Here is a 24481-nt window from a genome sequence, read left to right on the forward strand (position 1 = left end):
GGCCTGCCCGTATCGGTGCTGCTCCGTATCGGTGCTGCTCCGTATCGGTGCTGCTCCGTATCGGTGCTGCTCCGTATCGGTGCTGCTCCGTATCGGTGCTGCTCAGTCAGTCGGTGGGATCGTCGTCGAGCCTGGCTTTGCGTGCGGCCTCACGCATCTCGATGCCGTCGGAGATCCAATTGCCGATCTCGCGGGTGACGTCACGCACGGCGCCGGTGATGATCCCGGTGATGTTCCCGACATGGGTAGCGGCGGATTCGGTCATTTCCTGCACCGTGTCCTTGTTGCGTTCGAAGCGTCCTACCATGCGTTCTTCCCCCTCAGACAGTGTCGTGGACGAGGGTACGCGGAGCGTCGCCGTCACGCGCGGCATCGGCCGGGGATTCGGGGCAGGATCTGCGTTCGATCACAACCGCGGGTTCCGGCCGGGACGACACCCACGCGGGCGGCAGAGCCAGCGTGAAGATCTTGCGCCACACCGAGGAGATCTGCCGGAACAGGCCCCCGGTGTTGTAGGGCAGGCCGTGCTTCTCACACAGGGCCTTCACCTGCGGTGCGATCTGCGGGTAGCGTCGGGCAGGCAGATCCGGGAACAGGTGATGTTCGATCTGGTGGGACAGGTTGCCGGTCATCACGTGCATCAGGGGGGATCCGCTGATGTTCGCGCTGCCCAGCAACTGGCGGACGTACCACTCCCCTCGCGTCTCGTCGGCGGTTTCCTCCCGCGTGAACGACTGCACGCCTGCCGGGAAGTGCCCACAGAAGATCACCGAGAATGTCCACACGTTGCGCACCAGGTTGGCGGTGGCGTTGCCGAGCAGAGTCGGAACGAACAGTGGCCCGGTGAGTAGCGGGAACGCCACATAGTCCTTGAGCACCTGCCGGCCGGCCTTGCGCCACCAGCCGCGGGCGAGCGGGCCGAGTTCACGGAGGTCGCGCTCACCGGACAGGAGCCGGTCGGCTTCCGCGTCGTGGAACATGACGCCCCACTCGAACAGCACCATCAGCGCGGCCGCGTAGACCGGGTTGCCCAGGTAGTAGGGCTTCCACGGCTGCGCGGGATCCATCCGCAGGATGCCGTACCCGATGTCGCGGTCCATGTCGAGAATGTTCGTGTAAGTGTGGTGGAGGTAGTTGTGGGAGTGACGCCACTGGTCCGACGGGCACACCGTGTCCCATTCGAAGACACGCGAATCCAGTCCCGGTTCGCGCATCCAGTCGTACTGACCGTGCATCACGTTGTGCCCGATCTCCATGTTGTCGAGTATCTTCGACACGCTCAGCGCGGCGACGCCGGCGATCCACGCCGGCGGCAGGAACCCGAGGAACAGCAGGCCACGACCGGCCACCTCGAATCCCCTCTGCACCTTGATCACCCGGTAGATGTAGTCGCGATCCTCACTGCCGAGTGCGGCGACGGTCCGATCCCGCAGGGCATCGAATTCACGGCCGATCTCCTCGACCTGATCGTGACGCAGAATCACCGGTTCCCGATCGGGATCGTGACTCCCCGACAGGAACGGCAGGAAGGGAATTGACGGCAGGGAAAATCCGAACATGCTGTCCTCCAATAGTTTCGATTCGATCGTGGACCGACGGCGGCATCCGAACCGGTGGCGCTAGAGATCGACTGCGACGTCACCGACCGGAACGTTGACACAGATCCGGATGTGCGTGTCGGGGTCCGCGTCGAGTTCGCCGGTGCGGATGTCGCGGGTACAGCCGGACCGACGGATCGTCGTGCAGGTGTGGCAGATGCCCATGCGGCATCCGTGGTCGGGGCGCAGGCCTGCGGATTCGGCCTGTTCCAGCAGGGTGGTCCCGTCGTTGTCCGCGACCACACCGGACGCGGCGAAGCGGACCGAGCCGGTGGCGTCGCCCGCATCGGGGGCATCGGGGAGTGTGAATTCTTCGGTGCGCAGGTGCCGTTCCGCGCCGGCGTCGGAAAAAATCCGGCGGATGTCCGCGGTCAGTCCCACCGGTCCGCACGCGAAGGTGGCGGTGTCCGCGAACCACGGGGCGACGGCGTCGAGGTGCTCACGACGGACACGACCGCGCAAGTGACCGCCGTCGCCGCGGGTGTGCGCGTAGACGACCTCGACGTTGGGTCGGGCGGCGAGTTCGTCGAGCCGTGCCCGCTGCGGCACGTCGTCGGCCGTGCGCGCGTAGTGCAGGAACGTGATTGCGCCGGTGTGCTGTTCGTCGGCGAGGGTCTGCACCATCGACAGCACCGGGGTGATGCCACTGCCGCCGCTGATCAGCAGCAGCCGGTCCGGGCGGACCTCCGGGAGCACGAAGTCACCGGAGGCGGGCCCGATGTCGACGACGTCGCCTCGCCGGGCCGATTCGTTCAGGTGGCGGGACACGACGCCGTCCGGGTGGGAGCGCACGGTGAGGACCATCCGATTGTCGTCGTACTGCGAATTCGACGGTGAGTAGCAGCGGGTGTGCCGGACTCCGTCGACGACGACGCCGAGCTGGATGTGCCGACCGGCCTGGATTCGGCGGCGTCGGGCCGGCCGCAGCGTGAGCGTGACCATTCCCGGGACCGCGCGATCGATGTCGACGATCCGGGCGCGCGTGCTCTGGGTGGTGAACAGCGGATTCAGCAATTCCAGATAGCGATCCGGGTGGTGCGGCCAGGACAGCAGCCGCGCGACGCCGGCGAGCGCATTCGTGCTGCGTCGTGCGGATCCGACGCGCTCGAAGGGTGTGACGACCATGGCGGGGCCTCCCGGCATATCCAATTCAAGTGCACACTTGTACACTCAAATAGTGTGGCAGTACACCCCCGACGCCTGTCAACACGCATGTGACGCCCGCTACACCCGACATTCGATTCCAGGAGGCCACCGTGCCTAAACTCGGACCGTGTCCGTAGCCCCTGCCCCCGAACCCGCCACCCGGGCGGCACGCAAGGAACGCACGCGCCGCGCACTGCTCGACGCCGCACTCGACCTGTCGGCCGACCGCAGTTTCTCGACGGTGAGCCTGCGCGAGGTCGCCCGCGCGGTCGGGATCGTCCCGACCGCGTTCTATCGCCACTTCGCGTCGATGGACGAACTCGGCGTGACCCTGGCCGGCGACACGATGCGGGTCCTGCGACAAGAATTGCGCGACGCCCGCCGCGCCCGCAAAGCCGGCGACAACGCTCGCGCGTCGTTGTCCACCCTGGTCGAACAGGTCCGCGCCCACGCCACCACACTCCGATTCCTCGCCCGCGAACGACACGGCGGACTACCCGAGGTTTCGCGCGCCGTCAACGACGAATTGCGTTTACTCACCAGGGAACTCGCGACCGACCTCGGAAGCGTTCCCGAACTGGGCAGGTGGAGCGGGGACGACCTCGAGATGGCCGCCGCCCTGCTCGTCGTCGCACTACTCGAGGTCGCCGTCGAACTGCTCGCAGTCGACACACCGGGCGGGCAGGACGAGGTCGCGGTCATCGCACGCGGTGAGAAGCAGATGCGTCTGATCATTCTCGGCATGGGCGCATGGAAACCGGTCCGCGAATGAAGGCCACCCCGTACGGTGGCGCCATGTTCGCGATCAACCGCGTCGCACTCGGCGACCTCACCTTCGATGTGCGGGTCGCCGGCCCCGAGGACGGCACCCCACTCGTTCTCCTACACGGGTTCCCCGAGACCGGGCGGTGCTGGGAACCGGCGGGCCGGTTGCTCGCCGAATCGGGACTGCGGGTGATCGCACCCGACCAGCGTGGCTACTCGCCCGGCGCCCGCCCCGCCGAGATATCCGCGTACGCGGTCGGGGAACTGGTCGGTGACGTCCTCGGGTTGCTCGACGGATTCGGCATCGAGTCGGCGCACCTCGCCGGCCACGACTGGGGCGCCATCGTCGGCTGGCATCTCACCGCCCGTCACCCCGACCGGGTCCGCACATTCACCGCGGTGTCGGTACCGCACCCCGGCGCCTACAATTGGGCACTGCGGCACGATGCCGATCAGCAGAGTCGGTCGTCGTACATCAAGTTGCTCCGCTCCGAGGGCAAAGCCGAGGCGGTCTTGCTCGACGACGGCGCACGCCGCCTGCGTGCCATGTACCACCCGACTATCGACGTCGACAGCGTCGACGAGTACATCCGGGCCCTGACCGAACCTGGTGCGATGACCGCCGCACTGAACTGGTACCGGGCGGTGAACCGCGACTTCCGCGACGTTCCGTCGGTGACGGTACCCACCACCCATGTCTGGAGCACCGCCGATGTCGCGCTCGGCCGGGCCGGCGCCGAACGGTGCGGCGAATTCGTCGACGCCGACTACGAATTCGTCGTCCTGGACGATGTGAGCCACTGGATTCCCGAGGAGAAACCCGCGGCGCTCGCCGAGGCGATCCTCGCCCGTATCGGGCAGTGACCGACCAACACAGTCATCCGCACGACAGTCATCCGCACGACAGTCATCCGCACGGCAGTCATCCGCGCGGTGTCACCGCTTCCGCAGCGCGGCACAGCAGTTCGAGTTCGCCGACGACCGCGTCGAGCGGTGCCGCGCTGCGTTGCGCCTGCGCGAGGATCAACCCGCCCTCGAGAGCACTGACGAACATCGTCGCGAGAGTCTCGGCGCGCACCGGGTCGATACCGTCGAGGGCGAGCCGAGCACCGATCAACTCACCCCACCGCGCGAACGATTCTCCCGCGATGCCGCGCGCCACTGATTCGGTACCCAATGCCGCCGCAACGATCGGGCAGCCCGCGACATACCCGGTATCTTCGAGCCCCTGCCGCCACAGGTCGACCAGCGAGCGGACCGCGGTGACGGTATCGCCGGAGGCGAGGATCCGTTCCACGCCGGCAGTGAGCTGATCCGCGGCCGAACGGGTGGCTTCCTCGATCAACTGGCTCTTGCCACCGGGAAAATGATGGTAGATCGATCCTCGGGGCGCACCGCTGTTGGCCAGGACGTCGGCGAACGACGTCGCGGCCACCCCACGCTCCCGGATCAGAGCCACGGCGCTGGCTGTCATCGCGTCGCGCGGTCCCATTGTCTCGGTCCGTCTCCGTGCCATCACGCCCTCGTTCCGGGTCGGGTTTGCCTCCTCGAATTATGTATGTTGTCATACTGAGAATCCCAGCACCAGGACGTCAGGAGTCCACCGTGACCGACATCGACAGCACCGATCACCTCTTCGACGATGCCGTCGCGTTGACCCCAGCGGACGCACACCGGTACATCGGCCGCACACACCCGGCCTACGCCAACATGGTCGGCCCCTTCGGCGGTATCACCGCCGCAACCCTGCTGCGCGCGGTTCAGCAGCACCCCGAGGTGCTCGGGACGCCCCTGTCACTCACGGTCAACTACTGCGGGCCGATCACCGACGGCGAATTCGAAATCGTCGCGCGGCCGGTCCGCACCAACAGATCCACCCAGCACTGGTCGATCGAGTTGTCGCAGGACGGAACGGTCGCGACCACCGCGACCGCCGTGTTCGGCACGCGCCGCGACACCTGGTCGTCGACCGAAGTGTCGACACCCGAGGTGCCCGCAGCGCAGGACGTCGCACAGCAGGCGCTGCCGGAGTTCATCGCCTGGTCACGCAACTACGAGATGCGGTTCGTTCAGGGCGCGATACCCGCACCGGAGACCGGGGAGAACCCGGACTCGACGACGACACTGTGGGTGCGGGACACACCCCCGCGACCCCTGGATTTCGCTGCACTGACCTCGCTGTGCGACGTGTTCTTCCCGCGCGTGTTCCTACGGCGTGGGCAGTACATGCCAGCCGGGACGGTATCCCTGACCATCTATTTCCACGCCGACACCGACGCACTGGCACGCCAGTCCGACGCATCGGTCCTCGGCACCGCACGCTCGCAGCACTTCGGCAAGGGCTACTTCGACCAGTCCGGCGAACTGTGGAGCAGCGACGGGAATCTGCTGGCCACCACCCATCAACTCGTCTATTTCAAGGGCTGACCCTGCTTCACCGGCTGCCCCTGCTTCACCGGCCAACTGCTGCTTCACCGGCCGACTGCTGCTTCACCGGCCGACTGCTGCTTCACCGTCCGACTGCAGTGTCCGGCCCGCGCACGGCCGACAACGCCGCCAGTCCGACGCCGAGCACCACGAGGAGCCCGGCGATCCCCGCTCGGTCGGCACCGAATCCCCAGGCGAAGAACCCGAACAACGTCGGTGCCAGGAAGGACACGGCCCGGCCCGTGGTGGCGTACAACCCGAACATCTGACCTTCTCTGCCCGGCGGTGTGATGCGCGCCAGGAATGTGCGCGCGGACGCCTGCGCGGGTCCGACGAACAGGCACAGCAGCAGCCCGAAGATCCAGAACATCAGGGGTCCGGACACGAACAGGAGCACCACTCCGACGACGATCATCGACGCGAGCGAGACGACGATGACCGTTTTCGGGCCGAGTCGGTCGTCGATCACCCCGGCGGCGAGCGCACCCAGTGCGGCAACGATATTCGCCGCGACACCGAACAGCAGCACGTCGCCGGTCCCGATGCCGTAGACCGTGACCGCGAGCACCGCGCCGAAGGTGAACACCCCGGCGAGTCCGTCGCGGAACAAGGCGGACGCACCAAGGAACCAGATGGTGCGCCGGTCCGCGATCCACAGTTCCCGGAGGTCGCGCCACAGCACCCGGTACGCCTCGGTGATGCCGCCCTTCTCGGCGCCGGGGTCGGCGGTGGTCGGCGGCAGTTCCGGCACCGCGAGCAGCACCGGGATGGCGAATACCGCGAACCACGCGGCCGCGAGCAACGCGACCATCCGGATATTGGTGCCGTCCTCGGTGGTCAAACCGAGGAATCCGCGGGTGTCGCCGTCCCCTGCGATGAAGCCGGTGTAGCACACCAGCAGTAGCACGATGCCACCGAAATAGCCCATGGACCAACCGAATCCGGAGACCCTGCCGATGTTGTCCTCGGTGGAGATCTGGCGCATCATCGCGTTGTACGGCACCTGGGCGAGTTCGGCGATGACCGACGCGACCCCGAGCAGGGTCAAACCCAACCACAGGTAGTGGTATTCGTCGCGCACGAAGTACATCCCGGCCATCGCCGCGACGGTGACGAAGGTGAGCACCGCCAGGGACCGCTTGCGGCGGCCGGTGGCGTCGTAGCGTTGCCCGGAGATCGGAGCGGTGACCGCGATGACGAAGCCGGCGATGCCGAGGGACCAACCCAACCATGTACTCGCCGAGATGCTTCCGGGTAGGTCGTCGCCGACAGCGTCGGTGAGGTACACGGAGAAGACGAAGGTGAGGATCACCGCGTTGAACGCTGCCGAACCCCAGTCCCACAGACCCCACGCGAAGACCTGCCGTCGCGTCGCCGCCGTCCCGATCGTGCCCGGCGCGGCCGTGTGTGCGCTCATGCCCGCAGCCTAACCGGCACTGCCGCACGTACCCCGGAACACGGTAGACCGCGACATCGACGGGACAGACGCCCGCACACCACGACCTTCGGACACCACAGTTTTCCGGACACCGGTCCGTTGCCTGCCGTTCACTCCTGGGCCCCCATCGGCTCACTCGGTCGCACCACACTCACCTCGATAGCCCCTAAAACCGACCAAAGAGGACAAATGGCGACATCGAATCGAAGTCATCTCGCGGCGATCGCCGCGGTGACAGCCCTGGTGACAGCCGCGTGCTCCGCCGGTGACGGCACATCCGACGGATCAGGCCCGGACATCCCCCCGGCCACATCGCCGATCGACTGGAATACCCCGGATTCGGACCGCTACCACCGGCAGGCGACCTACCCGGTCTTCCAGAACCGGCCCGCCGAAGAGCCTTTGGACACCGAGACGGTGGCCGAGATTTCCACCGTCACGCCGGACGGCAATACCGTGATCTACACCGATGCGACCGCCAAGCGCATCGGCTTCGTCGACGTGCGTGATCCCGCGAATCCGGTCGGCCTCGGCACCTTGTCACTAGTCGAACTCGGCAACCCCGACGACCAGCCCACCTCCGTCATCGCGGTCGGCGAGTTCGTACTGGTGGTCGTCGACACCAGCGGCGGCGACTTCGCCAATCCGTCGGGACGCATCGACGTCGTGCGGGTCGGCGACCGCACCCGGGTGCACAGCATCGACCTCGGTGGCCAGCCGGACTCGATCGCCGTCAGCCCCGACGGCGCCTTCGCCGCGGTCGCCATGGAGAACCAGCGCAACGAGGAGTTCACCCCGGACGGTGCCGAGGAGGGCGATCTCCCGCAGGCACCCACCGGATTCGTGCAGTTGATCGACCTCGCCGGCGAGCCAACGGCGTGGACGCCGCGCCGGGTCGACTTCGACGTCGAGCAGGCCCGCACCGCGGGCCTCGACACCCCCGAGGACCTCGAACCCGAATATGTCAGCATCAACTCCCGCGGTCAGGTCGCGGTGTCGATGCAGGAGAACAACGGCATCGCGATCATCGACGGGCCCACCGGCTCCGTGACCTCGATCTTCAGCGCCGGAAACGTGTCGGTCGACGGGATCGACACAGCCGAGGACGGAACGATCGACCAGACCGGGTCGATCTCGGATACGCCCCGCGAACCCGACGCACTCGGCTGGATCGGTGACGATCACCTGGCCACCGCCAACGAAGGCGACTGGAAGGGCGGCACCCGCGGCTGGACGATCTTCGACGCCGCGACCGGCGATGTGGTCTGGGACGCCGGTAACTCGTTCTCCCAGCTCGCGGTGCGAACCGGCCTGCACATCGAGGGCCGCGCCGAGGCGAAGGGCCCCGAGCCCGAAGGGCTGGCCATCACCGACATCGGTGGCCGCCCGACCGCGCTCGTAGCGTCGGAGCGCAGCAATTTCGTCGCCGTCTACGACGTCAGCGACCCCACCGCACCCGAGTTCGTCCAGATGCTGCCGACGACGCCCGGCCCCGAAGGGATCCTGCCGATCCCACAGCGCGACCTGCTCGTCGTCGCGTCGGAGAAGGACGATGCCGAGGCGCGGGTGCGTGCCTCGATCAGCGTCTACGGATACGGCGACGCGTTCGCGGCGACCGGCGGCACACCGTCGTTCCCGTCCATCGTCTCGGGCGACATCGACGGAGTTCCGCTCGGCTGGGGTGCGCTCGGCGCGCTGTCCGCCGCTCCGCTCGACGACAACCGTCTGTTCACCGCCACCGACAGCGCCTACGGCCCGGCTCGGGTCCTGAGTGTGGATGTGTCGCAGACACCGGCGTTGATCGACAGTGAGCTCGTCGTCACCGAGGGCGGCGCGCCCGTCTCGCTCGACGTCGAAGGTATCGCTGCTCGTCCCGCCGGCGGATTCGTGCTGGCGGTCGAGGGTAAGGAAGGACCCGGCAACGAACTCGTCGTCGTCGCCGCGGACGGACAGATCGAGGAGCGCGTCGCACTGCCCGGCGATATCGCGGCCGGTCTTGGCGGTCAGGGTCTCGAAGGTGTCGCCGTCGACGGCGACTCGATCTGGGTGGCGCTGCAGCGGGAGATCACCAGCGACGACAAGGGAATCGTCCGCATCGGCCGCTACACGCCGGAGTCCGGCCAATGGGATTGGTTCGGCTACCAACTCGAGCGCACCGACGCCGACGGCGACTGGATCGGTCTGTCCGAGATCGCGGTCCACGATGGCGGCCTGCTGATCCTCGAGCGCGACAAGCTCAACGGCCCGGATGCCCGGGTCAAGGCGATCTATCGCGTCGACATTCCCACCGCTGGTGGAGTGACCACGGCCGACGAGACTCCACAGGTCCTGCCCAAGACCCTGGTACGCGATCTGCTGCCGGATCTGCAGGCGACCCGCGGCTTCGTGCAGGAAAAGGTCGAAGGCATGGCGATCGCAGGCAACGGCAACGTCTACGTGGTGACCGACAACGACGGGCTCGACGACGCCAACGGCGAGACGGTGTTCCTCGATCTCGGACCGGCGGGAGCCGCGCTCGGCGGATGATCCGGGCATAGCCCGAGCAGAACGGCCGGTGTACCGAGTTGTCGGTGCACCGGCCATCTCTTTCCCCGACTATGAATTTGATTGCATATGCACTTAGTTGCATAATCGGGTCATGGCACTCGAACACGCGCTGCTCGTCTCGCTCGACGAGCACGCCGGATCCGGCTACGAACTGGCACGCCGCTTCGACCGATCCATCGGGTTCTTCCACAGCGCCAGCCACCAGCAGATCTACCGGGTACTGCGGCGCATGGAGGAGCACGGCTGGGTAACCGGCGCGACCGTCACCCAGGACGGGCGCCCGGACAAGAAGGTCTACCGGATCGCCGCCGCCGGCCACACCGAACTGGACCGCTGGATCGCCACCGCCTCCGAACCCGACCACCTGCGCAGCGAACTCGCCGTCAAGGTCCGCGCCGCGCGCCCCGACACCCTGCCCGACCTGCTCTCGGAGATTCGGCGCCACCGCGATGCCCATGCCGCCCGGCTCGACGTCTACCGACTGATCGAAAAGCGGGACTTCCCAGCGCCTCCGCCTGCCGGTCCGGCACTGCACCAATATCTGGTGCTGCGCGGCGGTATCCGCGTCGAGGAAGGCTTCCGCGACTGGTGCCAGGACATGCTCGATACCCTCACTCCCCCTTCGGAACAGGATCTGCCGTGACCGACCGCTACCCCACCCTGATGTCTCCGCTCGACCTCGGCCCGATCACGCTGCCGAATCGGGTGATCATGGGTTCGATGCACACCGGTCTCGAGGACCGCGCCGCGAACACCGGCAAGCTCGCCGCGTACTTCGCCGAACGGGCCCGCGGTGGAGCGGCGCTCATCGTGACCGGCGGCTACGCCCCGAACCGCACCGGCTGGCTCCTACCGTTCGGCGCCAAGCTCACCAATCGGATCGAAGCGCGCCGACACCGGAGAATCACCGACGCCGTGCACGACGAGGGCGGCCGAATCCTCCTGCAGATCCTGCACGCCGGCCGCTACAGCTATTGGCCGCTGAGCGTGTCCGCATCGTCGATCAAGGCGCCCATCAACCCGTTCCGGCCGCGCGGGCTCACCTCTTGGGGGGTGCGGCGGCAGATCCGCGCGTTCGTGCGGTGCGCCCGGCTCGCCCGGGTAGCCGGCTACGACGGCGTCGAAATCATGGGCGGTGAAGGGTATTTCATCAACCAGTTCCTCGCCGAACGAACCAACCGGCGCACCGACGAATGGGGCGGGACACCCGCCAATCGGCGCCGGCTCGCCGTCGAGATCGTCCGCGGTGTCCGCGAGGCCACCGGCCCCGACTTCCTGATCTCGTTCCGGCTGTCGATGGCCGATCTCGTCGAACGCGGCCAGCGGTGGGACGACATCGTCGCGCTCGCACAGGAGATCGAGGCAGCAGGAGCGACCTTCCTCAACACCGACATCGGCTGGCACGAATCACGGGTACCGACGATCGTCACGTCCGTTCCGCGGGCCGCATTCGCGGATGTAACCGCGAAACTCAGTGATCACGTTGGCATTCCGGTCGCGGCATCGAACCGGATCAACATGCCCGAAACAGCCGAATCGATCCTGTCCGAGGGTCGAGCCGACCTCGTGTCCCTCGCGCGGCCGATGCTCGCCGACCCCGACTGGGTACGCAAGGCCACCGCGGGCACCCCCGACGAGATCAACACGTGCATCGCCTGCAACCAGGCATGCCTCGACCACGCCTTCGTCAACAAACGCGTGTCGTGCCTGCTCAATCCTCGCGCCGGACGCGAAACCGAACTGCTCCTCGCCCCCACCCGCCGCAGCAAGGAGGTCGCCGTCGTCGGAGCCGGCCCTGCCGGGCTGGCCGCCGCCGTGAATCTCGCACGCCGTGGGCACCGGGTCACGCTGTTCGAGGCAGACGAGCGTATCGGCGGTCAGTTCGGTATCGCCCGGCTCATCCCCGGCAAGGAGGAGTTCGCCGAAACCCTGCGCTATTTCGAGCGCCAACTCGAACTGACCGGGGTCGACGTGCGGCTGGGAACCCGCGCGCAGACAGCCGATCTGACCCGCTTCGACGACGTGGTCGTCGCGACCGGTGTGCGGCCCCGCATACCCGACATCGAGGGCATCGACCGGCCGAACGTGCTGACATACCCGCAGGCGGTACGCGGCGAGGCCCCCATCGGCGCCCGGGTGGCCGTGATCGGCGCGGGCGGTATCGGCGTCGACGTCGCCGAGTTCCTCACCCACACCACTTCTCCGGCACTCGATCTCGCCGAATGGCAGCGGGAATGGGGCGTCAGCGACGACGAGCACGCGGCCGGCGGCATGACCACTCCGCAGCCGACGCCGTCGGCGCGCGAGGTCTACCTGCTGCAGCGCTCCCCCGGCCGGATCGGCGCCAAGCTGGGCAAGACGAGCGGTTGGGTGCATCGGGCGTCGTTGAAACACAAGGATGTCCGCGAGATGTCGGAGGTGAACTACGAACGCATCGACGACGCCGGCCTGCACATCAGCTTCGGCGCCGACCGACACGACCCGCAGGTGATCGCCGTCGACACGGTCGTCGTGTGTGCCGGTCAGGAATCGGTGCGGGACCTGACCGACGACCTCGTCGCCGCGGGCGTCACCACGCACGTCATCGGCGGAGCCGACGTGGCCGCCGAACTCGACGCGAAGCGCGCGATCGAGCAGGGCACCCGCCTCGCCGACCGGATCTGACGGCCCGTCAGACGGTGACACCGGCCAACAGGCCGGACACCGACTGGCGCAGCACCTCGGTGGCCTCGTCGACCCCGAGTTGCAGTTCGTCGCGCAGTACAGCCCATGATGCCCACGTCGCGGTCGCTCCGAGCGCATGGACCAGACGTGCACGGCGCCTCGCGTCGAGGGCCGACAGTTCGCGTGCGAACAGGATCATCCCCTCGTCGGTGACTCGTGCGATGCAGCACCGCCGGTGGGCCCGCAGCGCGTCGGAGAACTGCTGGCGTGAGACCGCGGCCCGCGCGAACGGCGCGACGAACTCGAGCATCCGCGCACGCTGCCGGCAGAACCCGTCGATCCGCTCCGGCAACGGCAGACGCGGCGATACCGGCACGAACAATTCGTCCTGGCGGCGCAACATTTCCGCGCCGGTGTGTGCCATCACGGTGTCGAGGTCGTTGAAGTTGGCCCACAGTGCCCGCAGCGACACACCGGCCTGCTCCGCCACCTGCGCACCGGTCGGCTTGAGTACGCCCGCCCGGAGCAACGTGATGTGCGCGTCGACCACCGCCCGGCGTGTGCGTTCCGCGCGGGCTGTTCGACCGTCCGTCGCAACGGTTGTCACGATCCTCCACTTTGTTCGACCGCACCGAGCGTCGTGAGCGTCGGCATTGTTCCTCAACCTGTGCACCGCCGACAATACCGGCCAACCTCCCCGTTTAGTGACGTTCGTTCGGGCGACACGACCGACCGGGTGCGGTGAACGGCGACTACGCTGACGCATCGTGACTCTGCCGAATCCCACCCCAGACGCCCGCGCGGTCGTGACCGGCGCCTCCTCCGGTATCGGCGAGGCCCTCGCTGCCGAACTCGCAGCGCGCGGCCACTCCCTGATCCTCGTCGCGCGGCGCGGCGACGTCATGGAACAACTCGCCACCTCGCTCGGCACTGCACACGGCGTCACCGTCGAAGTACGTGCCTGCGACCTGTCCGACCGCGACGCCCGCACGAAACTGGTCGACGAACTGACCGACCGCCACATCAGCATCCTCTGCAACAACGCAGGCATCGCCACATTCGGACCGGTATCGGAGCTCGACCCGGCCTACGAACGCGCCCAGGTCGAACTCAACGCAGTCGCCGTGCACGACCTCACCCTCGCGGTACTGCCGCAGATGCTCGAGCGTCGCTCCGGTGCGATCCTCAACGTCGGATCTGCCGCAGGCAACATGCCGATCCCGAACAACGCCACCTACGCGGCGTCGAAAGCGTTCGTCAACACGTTCTCCGAGTCGCTGCGCGGCGAACTCAAGGGAACCGGCGTCAACGTCACCCTGCTCGCACCCGGACCGGTACGCACCGAAACACCGGACCCGGCCGACGCGTCGATCGTCGACAAGCTCGTCCCCGACTTTCTGTGGATTTCGAGCGAACACACCGCGAAGGTATCCCTGGACGGACTCGCCGAGAACAAGATGCGCATCGTGCCCGGCCTGATCAGCAAGGCCCTGTCCGTCGCAGGCAACTACACCCCGCGCGCGATCATCGCCCCGATCGTCGGCACCTTCTACAAGAAGCTCGGCGGCTAACGTCTCCTGCGGCCGGTACCGAAAATGCTGCGGGAGATCTCCCGGCCCGCAGCCGACGCGGCCGACCGCAGGAAACTCTTCACCGCGGAGTTGCCCAGCACCTGTTCGACGATCGTCGGCCCCTCGTCCCGGGGGGCCGATACCGTATCCGGCAGATCAGGCAGCGGTGGCACATCGAGCGGCGGATCGATGTTCGGCGCGCCCGCGACCTTCGCGGTCAGCATCTCGTACGCCGACTCCCGATCGACGGTCTGCCCGTACTTCGCGAACAGCGGATGCCCGTGGGCGGCCGTGCCGATCGCCGGGTCGCCGATGGTGTCCATCAGCGAACGCGGAGGGCGGATCCGGGTCCAGGCCACCGGGGTCGGGGCACCCTTCTCCGACAGCACCGTCACGATCGCTTCACCGGTCCCGAGTGAGGTCAGTGCCTCCTCGACGTCGTAAAACGTTGTCGTCGGGTAGGTGCGGACCGTCTTGGTCAGCGCCTTCTGATCATCTGGGGTGAATGCGCGCAGTGCGTGCTGCACCCGCGCACCCAACTGGGAGAGGACCGCGTTGGGGATGTCCGTGGGGAGCTGCGTGCAGAAGAACACGCCGACACCCTTCGAGCGGATCAGCTTAACTGTCTGCTCGACCTGCTGGAGAAATGCCTTCGATGCGTCCGCGAACAGTAGGTGCGCCTCGTCGAAGATGAAGACGAGCTTCGGCTTGTCCAGGTCACCCTCCTCCGGCAGCGTCTGGAACAGATCGGCAAGCACCCACATCAGGAATGTGGAGAACAGCGCCGGGCGCGCGGCCTGCGCACCCAGCTCGAACAGGCTGATAACTCCGTTGCCACCCTGAACCCGCAGCAGATCCTCGGTGTCGATCTCCGGCTCACCGAAGAACGTGTCGCCGCCGTCCGCCTCGAGGTTGACGATCGCGCGCAGGATGACGCCGGCCGTGGCGGTCGAGACACCACCGATGCCCTTGAGATCGGGTTTGCCCTCGGCGCTGGTCAGGTACGCAATGACCTGGCGCAGATCCTTCAGGTCGAGCAGCGCCATGCCGCGCCGATCGGCCCAGTGGAAGATGAGTCCGAGGGTCGATTCCTGGGTGGCGTTCAGGCCGAGCACCTTACTCAACAGGATCGGGCCGAACGCGGTGACGGTCGCGCGTACCGGGATGCCGATGCCGTCGGTGCCGAGTGAGAAGAACTGGGTCGGAAATCCGGCGGGAGTCCACGACGCCATGCCGGTCTCCGCGGCGCGGGTGACGATCGCGTCGCCGCCCGTCCCTCGCTCGGACAGACCCGACAGGTCGCCCTTGATGTCGGTCATCACCACGGGCACTCCGACGGCGGACAACTGCTCGGCGATCCCCTGCACGGTCTTGGTCTTGCCGGTGCCGGTGGCACCGGCGATCAGGCCGTGCCGGTTCATCATGGCCAGCGGAATCCGGATCCGAGCACCCGGATCGACAACACCGTCGTGCACGACGGTGCCCAGCTCGAGTGCGGCACCGGAAAAAACATAGCCCGCGGCGATGCCCCCGGCGGCTGTTGTACGCGATGGGTCGGCCGCACCGGCTTCGGCTGCCGCGGCGGCCTGCTCTGCCCCACGCTGTGCGCGTTCGGCCGCGACCGCGGCCTCGGCGGCGGGCAGCACCTCATCGGATCGGCTCGGATCCAGGGTCATCGCAGGCCTCCTCGAACCGGCACAGCCGGTGTCGGTTTCCACCGCCGACCATAACCCGGCGCCCGGCTGACTACTCTGTACTTTCGTGCAGGACAAACTTGTTTGGATCGATTGTGAAATGACCGGTCTGCGGATCGGCGACGACAAACTCATCGAGATCGCCGCGCTGGTCACCGACAGCGACCTCAACGTGCTCGGCGACGGCGTGGACATCGTGATCCACGCCGATGACGACGCGCTGGCGGCCATGCCCGAGGTCGTGCAGCAGATGCACGCACGGTCGGGATTGACCGACGAGGTGCGGCGTTCGACGGTCACGCTGGCCGAAGCCGAGAAGTTGGTGCTCGACTACATCCGGGCGCACGTCCCGGAGACCGGTACCGCCCCGTTGGCCGGCAATTCCATCGGCACCGATCGGCAGTTCATCTCCCGGGACATGCCGGAACTCGACAACTACCTGCACTACCGCATGGTCGACGTCAGCTCGATCAAGGAACTGTGCCGGCGCTGGTACCCGCGGATCTACTTCGGTCAGCCCGAGAAGGGCCTGTCGCACCGCGCACTCGCCGACATCAAGGAGTCGATCCGGGAACTGCGCTACTACCGGCGCACCGCATTCGTCGCGGCACCCGGGCCGTCTGCGGCAGACATCAACATCGTGGTGAAGGACCTGGGACCGGCCTGAGCTGGCGATTCGTCGTTTCCGGCGAAGACAGGCTAGTATTTCAAACGCAGTCGCAACCGGCCCTGGCCGATAGCGAAGGCGATGGTGACCGTAGTTCAGTTGGTAGAGCACCAGGTTGTGATCCTGGCTGTCGCGGGTTCGAGTCCCGTCGGTCACCCCCAGGGAAATGCCCCTGATCGGTGGAAACACCGGTCAGGGGCATTCTCGTATCCGCCACATTCAACAAGGCCCACATTCAACGATGCGGGTTGTCGGATCATGGACGCCGGAGCGCCCCGGCTGTCACAACTCGGCGATCCGGTGCCGCAGTCCACCGAAGTGGTCGGTGAGCGTGCTCACGGCCTCGCCGGCATCGCCGGACCGGATGGCGTCGAGGATCGCCCGGTGCTTGGCGGCGATGTCGACGAGCGGCGTGTCCGACTCCCCTACCGCCCGGTGGATCTGGCTGTACACCTGCCAGAACACGTCCATCAACTGGGTGAGCACACGATTGTCGAGCGGGGCGTACAGGCGACTGTGGAACGCCTCGTCGATGTCGGCGAACGCTTCACCGGCGGCGGCGCGTTCCTCCATCCGGGCGACGAGAGCGTCGAGATCGTCGATGTCGGTGCCGCTCATCTTCGTCATCGCGGCGCCGATCAGCCCGGTCTCCAGGGCCTGCCGAATGTCGACCAGTTCCATCGCCTCAGCACCGGTGCCCTGCAAGGACAGCCGCCCGCGGAACGTCAGTCCGTCCGCGAGGGCATCGAAATTGCTCGGCGCGACGAACATTCCGAAACCGTGCCGGATCTCGACGACCCCGAGGGCCTGGAGCACCTTGAGTGCCTCGCGCAGTGTGTTCCGGCCGATGCCCAACTGCTCACAGAGTTCGGCTTCGGTGGGCAGCGGGTCGCCGGGTGAGAGTCGCCGCTCCAAGATGAGGTTCATGATGTCCGTCTGAAGCGCGCGCATGCGGTTCTGCGCACCGTAGCGGGCGCCGCGTGTGTCGGTTCGGATGGACATGAACTCCTCATTTCTCGATCGAACATCCTGCATCCTATGTCCGAATGCGGGCGCCGCAGGTCACCGCATCGCGGCGGTGATCTGCAGCAGGCTGGGCGCGGCACCGAGCAGGGTCGCGGTGTACGGGTCCGACGGTGTGTCGAACACGTCCTGGGCCGGCCCCTGCTCGACGATCTTCCCGGCCTTCATCACGACGATGGTGTCCGACACATACCGGACCGTCTGGATGTCGTGCGAGATGAACACCATGCCGAGCCCCAGCCGGGACTTGATGTCGCTGAGCAGGTTCAGGATCTGTGCACGCACCGACACGTCGAGCGCCGACGTCGGCTCGTCGGCGACGATCACGTCCGGTTCGAGAGCCAGCGCTCGCGCGATGGCAACCCGCTGACGCTGCCCACCGGAAATCTGGCTAGGAACGACGTCGAGCGCGGACTGCGGCAGTCCCACCAGGCCGACCAGTTCACGAACCCGCGCGGCGCGGCTCGCGCGATTGCCGATGCCGTGGACATCGAGCGGGTCGGTGAGGATATCGGCCACCGACATTCTCGGGTTGAGCGCGGTCGCGGGGTCCTGGAAGACGATCGAGATCGCCCGCCCGAACTCCTTCCGCACGGACGACGACCGGGACAGGACGCTGCGCCCACGGAAGAGCACATCACCCGAGGTGGGTTTCTGCAGTCCCACCATGACTTTCGCCAGTGTGGACTTGCCGCACCCGGATTCGCCGACGATGCCGATGGTCGTTCCGCGCCGGACTGCGACGTCGACGCCGCCCACCGCGTGAACCGTGCCGGGCTTGAACAGCGACCCCGACCGCGTCTTGTGTACGACGTGGATGTCTTTCAATTCCAGGATGGGAGTGTCCTCGGCGGGCGTACCGGTGGCGGTCATCACGCATTCTCCAATTCCGAAGCCGCGGGCGCGGCGGGTGCGGACTGGTCCGCGAACCAGTGGTCGGTTCCGGCGACACGGACCATCTCCGGCTTGCGGTCGGGGTCGGCGTCCGGGCGGGTGGACCGTGCGGCGAACCGGTCCCCCGAGGCGAAGTCGCCCGGTGAGGGAACGGTTCCCTGGATCTGATGCAGCCGGGGAGCCTCGTCCTCGATGGAGAGCACCGCCCCGAGCAGACCTCGGGTGTACTCGTGACGCGGGTCGACGAGCAGGTCGCCGGTGGGTGCGGATTCGACCACCTGACCGGCGTACATCACCGTGATCTTGTGGGCGAGCGATGCGACGAGCGCCAGGTCGTGGCTGACGAAGACCATCGCGAAACCGAGCTTCTCCCTCAGGTCGTTGAGCAGGTCCACGACCTGCGCCTGCACGGTGACCTCCAGGGCGGTGGTCGGCTCGTCGGCGACGATGAGCCGCGGGCTGCGGGTCAGCGACATCGCGATCAGGACGCGCTGACGTTGACCGCCGGACAGTTCGTGCGGGTAGCTGGCCAGTGTGCGGGCCGGGTCGAGTCCGACGAGTTCGAGCAGTTCCTCCGCGGTGCGGGTACCGCCGCGTTTGGTGAGCTGCTTGAACTGCGAGCGAACGAGCATCGCCGGGTTCAGCGAACTCAGTGCATCCTGGTAGATCATCGCCATGTCGTGCCCGCGCAGCCGGTTGCGTTCGCGGTCGCTCAGTTTCAGGACGTCGACACCGTCGAACAGGATTTCGCCGGTCACCACCGCGGTCTTGGGCAGCAGTCCCATGATCGCCAGTGAGGTGAGCGACTTGCCGCACCCGGATTCGCCGACGAGTGCCATCGTCTCGTGCGGGCGGACGGTGAAGCTGACGCCGTCGACGATCGGGGTGTCACCGTATCGGTCCGGGAACCGGATGGACAGGTCGCGCACCTCGATCAGCGGTGCCGCGTCGCCCTCGTAGACGAGCCGGTCGGTGCGGCCGCGCTCCGTCTCCGCGAGAGTCTTCAGGTGCACCTCGAGCGGCGTCGACCGGGGCTCCGACTTCGCGAAATCGACGACGAGACTGTCGTCCACGATGTCGGCGCCGAGTTCGTTAGTCCGTTCCGCCTCGGCGAAATCCTCGGCGGCCTCGGCCTCGAGGATCAGTTCGTTGGAGGTCTCCTCGGCGGCCGCCGTCTGCGCCGCGTCGAGCGCCGAACGCGGCGTGCGCGACTTCTTCAGTCGCGGATCGGCCATCGCGTCCGTCATGCCCTCGGCGAGAACGTTCAGGCACAACACGGTGACCAGGATCAGCAGACCGGGGAAGACCGTCGCCCACCATCCGCCGAGCAGGACCATGTTCTTGCCGTCGGCGATGACCGAACCCCAGGACGGGTCCGGCGGACGCACGCCCGCGCCGATGAACGACAGGCTGGCCTCGAGCACGATCGCGTCGGCGACCATGACGGTGCAGAACACGAGAACCGGTGCCGCACAGTTGGCGACGACATGCTTGACGACGATGTGCGGGGTGCGGGCGCCGATGACCTTCTCCGCCGAAATGTAGTCCTCGCCGTACTGGGCGAGGACGTTGGCGCGGACGACCCGCGCGACCATCGGGGTGTAGAGGAAGGCGATGGTGACGATGAGGACCGGAATCGAGCCACCGAACGCGGCGACGAGAACGGCCGCGAGCGCGATACCGGGGAACGCCATGATCACGTCGAGGACCCGCATGATCGTCTCGTCGACGGCCTTGCGGCTGGTCGCCGCGATCGACCCGATCAGCGCGCCCGCCATCAGTGCCAGGAAGGTGGATCCGAGGCCGATGGTGAGCGACCAGCGCCCGCCGTACAGCAATCGGCTGAAGATGTCGCGTCCGACGCTGTCCTGTCCGAACCAGTACTCCGAGCTGGGACCGGACATGCCCGGTGCCTGCGCGAGCGGATCGTGCGGTGCCAGCAGCGGGGCGCACAGGCAGGCGAGCACGATCAGTGCGAGAACGGCTATCGACAGCCACGTGGAGAGGGAACCGCGAGAAGGAGATTCCCGGACGCGACAGCTTCTCGGTGAGTCTGCTTCTGATCATGCTGCACTCCGAAGTCGGGGATTGACGAGCAGGTAGAGGATGTCGACCACGAGGTTGACGACGACGAAGCACACGGCGATGACGATGACGACGCCCTGCACCACGGCGGGGTCACCGTTGGTGACACCGTTGATCATGAGCTGCCCCATGCCGGGAAGACCGAAGATCTGCTCGATGACCACAGCGCCACCGAGGAGGTAGCCGACGCGCAACCCGAGGACGGTCAGCGGATTGATCAGCGCGTTGCGCAGCACGTTCCGGCCGATCACCACCGGGTAGGGCAGGCCACCGCCGATCGCGGTGCGGACGTAGTCCTTGTCCAGTTCCTCCACCATCGAGGTACGGATGATGCGGGTGAGCTGGGCGGTCACGGGAAGCGCCAGCGCCAGGGCCGGGAGCGCCAGATACCAGAGCCACTGACTCAGGGAGTCGTTCGGATTGACGTAGCCGCCGGCGGGGAACCAGCCGAAGTCGACGGCCAGATACTGAATCATCAGCAACGCCAACCAGAACGACGGCGCGGCGACACCGCCGAGGGACAGGACCCGGATCACCTGGTCGGGCCAGCGGTCACGGAACAACGCGCTGGTGACCCCGAGGATCAGCGAGAAGACGATGGCGAACGCCAGGCCCAGTGCGGTGAGCTGGATGGTCAGCGGCAGCGCGGTGGTGATCGAGTCCCACACCGGCGCGCCGGAGATCAGGCTGTCCCCCATGTCCCCGCGAAGCAGATCGGTCACGAAGTGGACGTACTGCATCGGCAGCGGATCGAGGAGTCCGTTCTCCTCCTTGAACTGTTGCAGTTGCTCCGCCGTGGGATTGCCACCGGCGAACGCCGCGGTGGCGGGGTCGGTGGGCGAGAACTGCATCACGATGAAAACGAACGCGATGATGCCGAGAATCAGCGGGATCAGGAGCAGTAGCCGCCTGACCAGCATGGGGAGGACACTTGCCATCGAGGGGATCTCTCACTTGTCGGGAGTTGCTGCGCGTGCGGGCGTCAGAGAAGTCAGACGGGCTTCGCCTGAAGCAGGTTGACGCCGGGATACGGCAGAGGAGTGATGTCGGTGACCTTCTGCGGATTCCAGGCCGTCAGCAGTTCCTGATGCAGAACCGGGTAGTAGACGGCGTTCTCGGCGATCTGGTCGAGGTACGACTGCACGAGTTCACGGCGCGCTGCGGGATCGACCGCGCGGGCTGCCTCGTCCATAGTGTCGTAGATCCGCTGGGCCTCGGGGGTGTCGTCCCACTTGGCATAGGTTTTGGTCCAGAGCCCGCCCCGGTTGTAGGTGTAGCGGACGAGCAGGTCGATGTCGCTTCCGAAGGCCTGCGGATTGGATGTGCCCGCGGCGACCTGGAATTTCTGGCCGCTGTTGAGCTTGCTGACCATCGCACTCGTGTCCTGCGGCTCGAGGATCGTGTTGAATCCCACCGCGTCCCAGGATTCCTTGACGGTCGGAAGGCAGTCCGCGAGCCAGCTGATGTTGGTGGACCACAGGGTGAGGTCGAGGCCGCTGACACCCGCCTCCGCGAGCAGCGCGCGGGCCTTGTCCGGGTCGTAGGAGTAGACGGTGGACGCGCGCAGGTAGTCGGGATTGCTCTCGTACACGTAGCTGGTGGCCGGTGCCGCCCGGCCGCCGAGCGCGATCTCGATCATCTTCGGTGTGTTGAGGGCGTAGAACAGCGCCTGCCGCACCCGCACGTCGTCGAACGGTGGCGCGGTGGTGTCGAAGAGCAGGTACATCAGGTTCATGCCCGGATTGCCCTCGACGGTGCGCCCGCCCGCGGTCAGCGTCGGGACGTTGGCGACGGGAATGTTGTCGGCGAGTTGCGCTCCGGCGGTGCTGCCGGAGATCCGTGCGATCCGGGAGGACGTGTCGACGATGGACAGCCAGTTCATGGTGGTGAAGTTGGCCGGTCGCGACCCGGTGTAGCCGGGGAACGCCTCGAAGACGGTGTTGCTCTTGGGCGTGTGGCTGGTGAGCTTGTACGGACCGGAGCCGACGACCAGCGTGCCCGCCTTGGCATCCTCCCAGTGCCCGTCGAACACGTGCTTGGGCATGATCTTGGCGATCGACAGTCGCTGCGCCGCAGCACTGAACGGGTAGTTGAAGTTCAGGGTCACCGTCCGGTCGTCGACCTTGGTGACGGACTGCAGCCACGACGAGAAGAACGAGCGGATCAGCACGTTCTGCTGCGGGTCGAGCACCCGCGCGAAGCTGAACACGACGTCGTCGGCGGTCACCGGGGTGCCGTCGTGCCAGACGGCGCCCTCGCGCAGCGTCATGGTCCAACTCGTCGCGGTGGTGTCGGTGGGCACCTCCCGGGCGAGTGCGGCGTACGTCTCGCCGGTGGCCGGATCGTTCTCGAGCAGACCCTCGTAGATGTGGTTGTTGGCGGCCATCAGGAAGCCCGACGCGGTTTGCATGGGGTCGAAGCTCTGGTCGTTCCCGTACCCGATGACGGCGGTGAGGTTGTCGTTCGAGGTGGAGCCACCCACGGCCACCGTCGACGGCGGACCACCGCAAGCGGAGAGGGTTGCCGTGACACCGGCCGCCACGCCGAGCAGCCCCGTGTACCGGAAGAGGTCTCGGCGGGAAAGCGAGAAACCTCGCGGTTGGTGAGCGTTCAAGGGGGCCTCCGAGGCATGGCGCGAAATATGTCGGGGAGGTGGATAGAGGATGTCCTATGTGCCACGTCCGATGTTGCGTAAACTACATCCCCGATAGAGACACGTCCAGAGGTCGGCTGTGATCGACACCTCAACAATCCGGACTCATGGCGAATTTTGATCCGCGTCAACCCTGCGACCTGCGGAAACCTCGGACGCGCCACCGACGGTCATTGACCACAGACCAAACGATCCGTATAAGATAGGACATCCTTCGTCCTATCTTTGGAGACTTCATGGCCCGATATCGAGTCGGCATGGTCGGCTGCGGATTTTTCGGGGCCGCACTCGCACGCGAGCTGGTGGCCCACCCACGCTTCGAGCTGGTGACGGTCTGCGATCGAGACCCGGCACGGGCGAAGGACGCCGCCGCGGAGTTCGGGGCCACGGCCACCGACGACCACGGCACACTGGTCTCCGACCGGCACATCGACCTGGTGATCGTGGCCACCCCCAACCACGCACACACCGAACCCGCCCTGGCGGCACTCGAACACGGTAAAGCGGTGTTCGTGGAGAAGCCGCTCGCCGTCGAACTCTCCGACGCCCGCGCCATGCTCGCGAAGGCCACCGAATCGGGTTCGACACTGATGGTCGGGCACATCATGCGGATGATGCCCGGAGTCCGTCGCGCCGCCGACACCGTGCGCGCCGGCGACCTCGGAGACGTCACCGCCATCGAGACCACACGATCCCGCTGGATCGACACCGACGGAGCGGACCCGCAGTGGTGGAAGCTCGACACCAGCCGCACCGGCGGTGAACTCACCCACGAGATCCACGAACTCGACCTGATGTGCTGGTTCGGCGGCGACGTGAGCGCGGTAGCGAGCGCCGCGACCGTAGACGACGGATTCCGCAGCACCGTCGTCGCGTTCGCTTGCGGTGCCGTCGGCAGCCACACCATCTCGACCCGCTCCCACACCTCGTCCTGGGACCTGACGGTCAACGGAACGGACGGCGCGATCCGCGTCGACTTCCACACCGGGCAGGCCGAACACCTGCGTGGAGGCCGGGTCGTGTCGTCGTGGCCGGTGTTCGACGACCCGGCGGAGAACGCGTCCCTGGTCGAATCCGCGACCCGGACCCAGAAGTACAACTCGGGCTCCGGCTCCTCGTCCGTCTGGATGCAGGCCGCGATCCGGCACGAGATCGACGAGATCGCCGCCGTCCTCGACGCGGCCGCGACGGACGCTCCGCTGACGACATCTCCCCTGGTGGAGGCCGTCGACCGCGCCCTGGTGGTCGCGCAGCAGGTGCGCACCGGAGAGGCCGAGCCCGTCGCCTCGAAGGCGGCGCTGTGACCACC

General features: G+C 66.9%; 21 protein-coding genes and 1 tRNA gene. 10 read left to right on the forward strand and 12 right to left on the reverse strand.

Annotated elements, in window-relative coordinates:
- Positions 1-106: 106 nt before the first annotated feature.
- The 3 genes from WAX14_RS06190 to WAX14_RS06200 are packed head-to-tail and all read right to left on the reverse strand — an operon-like array spanning position 107 to position 2723.
- Entirely contained in the window at positions 107-307 is a 201-nt protein-coding gene (locus WAX14_RS06190) for a hypothetical protein (protein ID WP_422627213.1), read from the reverse strand.
- Positions 308-320: 13 nt separating this feature from the next.
- Complete coding sequence (locus WAX14_RS06195; RefSeq protein ID WP_422627214.1) at positions 321-1559, reverse strand: fatty acid desaturase family protein; 1239 nt, start codon at positions 1557-1559, stop codon at positions 321-323.
- 60 nt (positions 1560-1619) lie between these two features.
- A complete protein-coding gene (locus WAX14_RS06200) occupies positions 1620-2723 on the reverse strand; it encodes a ferredoxin reductase (RefSeq protein ID WP_422627215.1) in 1104 nt (367 codons plus the stop codon).
- A 148-nt stretch (positions 2724-2871) separates the two neighbouring features.
- On the opposite strand from WAX14_RS06200, the gene WAX14_RS06205 reads away from it, so the two are divergent.
- Positions 2872-3516 carry a TetR family transcriptional regulator gene (locus tag WAX14_RS06205; RefSeq protein WP_422627216.1) on the forward strand — a complete coding sequence of 215 codons (645 nt, stop codon included), beginning with the start codon at positions 2872-2874 and terminating at the stop codon, positions 3514-3516.
- A gap of 23 nt (positions 3517-3539) precedes the next feature.
- A complete protein-coding gene (locus WAX14_RS06210) occupies positions 3540-4373 on the forward strand; it encodes an alpha/beta fold hydrolase (protein WP_422627231.1) in 834 nt (277 codons plus the stop codon).
- A gap of 58 nt (positions 4374-4431) precedes the next feature.
- On the opposite strand, the gene WAX14_RS06215 is transcribed toward WAX14_RS06210, so the two are convergent.
- Positions 4432-5025, reverse strand: a complete 594-nt coding sequence (locus WAX14_RS06215; protein WP_422627217.1) for a TetR/AcrR family transcriptional regulator — start codon at positions 5023-5025, stop codon at positions 4432-4434.
- An 89-nt stretch (positions 5026-5114) separates the two neighbouring features.
- Between WAX14_RS06215 and WAX14_RS06220 the strand changes: the two genes are divergently transcribed.
- Positions 5115-5936, forward strand: coding sequence for an acyl-CoA thioesterase (locus tag WAX14_RS06220; RefSeq protein ID WP_422627218.1), 822 nt, complete (start codon positions 5115-5117; stop codon positions 5934-5936).
- Positions 5937-6018: 82 nt separating this feature from the next.
- Here WAX14_RS06220 and WAX14_RS06225 read toward each other — a convergent pair whose 3' ends face one another.
- Positions 6019-7353 (reverse strand): MFS transporter, encoded by a 1335-nt coding sequence (locus WAX14_RS06225; protein ID WP_422627219.1) that lies wholly within the window; start codon positions 7351-7353, stop codon positions 6019-6021.
- A gap of 210 nt (positions 7354-7563) precedes the next feature.
- Between WAX14_RS06225 and WAX14_RS06230 the strand changes: the two genes are divergently transcribed.
- The 3 genes from WAX14_RS06230 to WAX14_RS06240 all read left to right on the forward strand — a co-directional run bounded on the left by WAX14_RS06230 (position 7564) and on the right by WAX14_RS06240 (position 12585).
- On the forward strand, positions 7564-9900 hold the full coding sequence (locus WAX14_RS06230; RefSeq protein WP_422627220.1) for an esterase-like activity of phytase family protein: 2337 nt from the start codon (positions 7564-7566) through the stop codon (positions 9898-9900).
- A gap of 112 nt (positions 9901-10012) precedes the next feature.
- The gene (locus WAX14_RS06235) at positions 10013-10564 is read left to right on the forward strand and encodes a PadR family transcriptional regulator (protein ID WP_422627221.1); all 552 of its coding nucleotides are present in this window, start codon (positions 10013-10015) and stop codon (positions 10562-10564) included.
- Positions 10565-10584: 20 nt separating this feature from the next.
- Positions 10585-12585 (forward strand): NADPH-dependent 2,4-dienoyl-CoA reductase, encoded by a 2001-nt coding sequence (locus WAX14_RS06240; protein WP_422627232.1) that lies wholly within the window; start codon positions 10585-10587, stop codon positions 12583-12585.
- A 7-nt stretch (positions 12586-12592) separates the two neighbouring features.
- On the opposite strand, the gene WAX14_RS06245 is transcribed toward WAX14_RS06240, so the two are convergent.
- Positions 12593-13192 (reverse strand): TetR/AcrR family transcriptional regulator, encoded by a 600-nt coding sequence (locus WAX14_RS06245; RefSeq protein WP_422627222.1) that lies wholly within the window; start codon positions 13190-13192, stop codon positions 12593-12595.
- A 160-nt stretch (positions 13193-13352) separates the two neighbouring features.
- Between WAX14_RS06245 and cmrA the strand changes: the two genes are divergently transcribed.
- Positions 13353-14156 carry a mycolate reductase gene (gene cmrA, locus WAX14_RS06250; protein WP_422627223.1) on the forward strand — a complete coding sequence of 268 codons (804 nt, stop codon included), beginning with the start codon at positions 13353-13355 and terminating at the stop codon, positions 14154-14156.
- On the opposite strand, the gene WAX14_RS06255 is transcribed toward cmrA, so the two are convergent.
- Positions 14153-15832, reverse strand: coding sequence for a helicase HerA-like domain-containing protein (locus WAX14_RS06255; protein ID WP_422627224.1), 1680 nt, complete (start codon positions 15830-15832; stop codon positions 14153-14155). The two genes, cmrA and WAX14_RS06255, sit on opposite strands and share 4 nt — an antisense overlap.
- A gap of 85 nt (positions 15833-15917) precedes the next feature.
- Between WAX14_RS06255 and orn the strand changes: the two genes are divergently transcribed.
- Positions 15918-16517 (forward strand): oligoribonuclease, encoded by a 600-nt coding sequence (gene orn, locus WAX14_RS06260; RefSeq protein WP_422627225.1) that lies wholly within the window; start codon positions 15918-15920, stop codon positions 16515-16517.
- 83 nt (positions 16518-16600) lie between these two features.
- Positions 16601-16678, forward strand: a tRNA-His gene (locus WAX14_RS06265).
- Positions 16679-16799: 121 nt separating this feature from the next.
- Here WAX14_RS06265 and WAX14_RS06270 read toward each other — a convergent pair.
- The 5 genes from WAX14_RS06270 to WAX14_RS06290 form a co-directional block, all read right to left on the reverse strand.
- Complete coding sequence (locus tag WAX14_RS06270) at positions 16800-17519, reverse strand: FadR/GntR family transcriptional regulator (RefSeq protein ID WP_422627226.1); 720 nt, start codon at positions 17517-17519, stop codon at positions 16800-16802.
- Between the two features lie 60 nt (positions 17520-17579).
- Positions 17580-18413 carry an ABC transporter ATP-binding protein gene (locus tag WAX14_RS06275; protein ID WP_422627227.1) on the reverse strand — a complete coding sequence of 278 codons (834 nt, stop codon included), beginning with the start codon at positions 18411-18413 and terminating at the stop codon, positions 17580-17582.
- Positions 18413-20428: a dipeptide/oligopeptide/nickel ABC transporter permease/ATP-binding protein gene (locus tag WAX14_RS06280; RefSeq protein ID WP_422627233.1), complete on the reverse strand. Its 2016-nt coding sequence runs from the start codon at positions 20426-20428 to the stop codon at positions 18413-18415. Before WAX14_RS06280 ends, WAX14_RS06275 begins: the two co-directional genes overlap by 1 nt.
- Positions 20429-20497: 69 nt before the next feature.
- Entirely contained in the window at positions 20498-21457 is a 960-nt protein-coding gene (locus tag WAX14_RS06285; protein WP_422627228.1) for an ABC transporter permease, read from the reverse strand.
- A gap of 53 nt (positions 21458-21510) precedes the next feature.
- Positions 21511-23001: an ABC transporter substrate-binding protein gene (locus tag WAX14_RS06290; protein ID WP_422627229.1), complete on the reverse strand. Its 1491-nt coding sequence runs from the start codon at positions 22999-23001 to the stop codon at positions 21511-21513.
- Positions 23002-23408: 407 nt separating this feature from the next.
- Between WAX14_RS06290 and WAX14_RS06295 the strand changes: the two genes are divergently transcribed.
- Positions 23409-24476, forward strand: a complete 1068-nt coding sequence (locus WAX14_RS06295; protein WP_422627230.1) for a Gfo/Idh/MocA family protein — start codon at positions 23409-23411, stop codon at positions 24474-24476.
- The last annotated feature ends 5 nt before the right edge of the window (positions 24477-24481 follow it).

Source organism: Rhodococcus sp. (in: high G+C Gram-positive bacteria) (assembly GCF_049299235.1).
In the GTDB taxonomy this organism is placed as follows: Bacteria; Actinomycetota; Actinomycetes; order Mycobacteriales; family Mycobacteriaceae; genus Rhodococcus.

Coding starts and splice junctions, on each gene's coding strand:
- WAX14_RS06190 (WP_422627213.1), bottom strand. CDS start 307: ATGGTAGGACGCTTCGAACGCAACAAGGACACGGTGCAGGAAATGACC.
- WAX14_RS06195 (WP_422627214.1), bottom strand. CDS start 1,559: ATGTTCGGATTTTCCCTGCCGTCAATTCCCTTCCTGCCGTTCCTGTCG.
- WAX14_RS06200 (WP_422627215.1), bottom strand. CDS start 2,723: ATGGTCGTCACACCCTTCGAGCGCGTCGGATCCGCACGACGCAGCACG.
- WAX14_RS06210 (WP_422627231.1), top strand. CDS start 3,540: ATGTTCGCGATCAACCGCGTCGCACTCGGCGACCTCACCTTCGATGTG.
- WAX14_RS06215 (WP_422627217.1), bottom strand. CDS start 5,025: ATGGCACGGAGACGGACCGAGACAATGGGACCGCGCGACGCGATGACA.
- WAX14_RS06225 (WP_422627219.1), bottom strand. CDS start 7,353: ATGAGCGCACACACGGCCGCGCCGGGCACGATCGGGACGGCGGCGACG.
- WAX14_RS06230 (WP_422627220.1), top strand. CDS start 7,564: ATGGCGACATCGAATCGAAGTCATCTCGCGGCGATCGCCGCGGTGACA.
- WAX14_RS06235 (WP_422627221.1), top strand. CDS start 10,013: ATGGCACTCGAACACGCGCTGCTCGTCTCGCTCGACGAGCACGCCGGA.
- WAX14_RS06240 (WP_422627232.1), top strand. CDS start 10,585: ATGTCTCCGCTCGACCTCGGCCCGATCACGCTGCCGAATCGGGTGATC.
- WAX14_RS06255 (WP_422627224.1), bottom strand. CDS start 15,832: ATGACCCTGGATCCGAGCCGATCCGATGAGGTGCTGCCCGCCGCCGAG.
- WAX14_RS06270 (WP_422627226.1), bottom strand. CDS start 17,519: ATGTCCATCCGAACCGACACACGCGGCGCCCGCTACGGTGCGCAGAAC.
- WAX14_RS06275 (WP_422627227.1), bottom strand. CDS start 18,413: ATGACCGCCACCGGTACGCCCGCCGAGGACACTCCCATCCTGGAATTG.
- WAX14_RS06285 (WP_422627228.1), bottom strand. CDS start 21,457: ATGGCAAGTGTCCTCCCCATGCTGGTCAGGCGGCTACTGCTCCTGATC.
- WAX14_RS06295 (WP_422627230.1), top strand. CDS start 23,409: ATGGCCCGATATCGAGTCGGCATGGTCGGCTGCGGATTTTTCGGGGCC.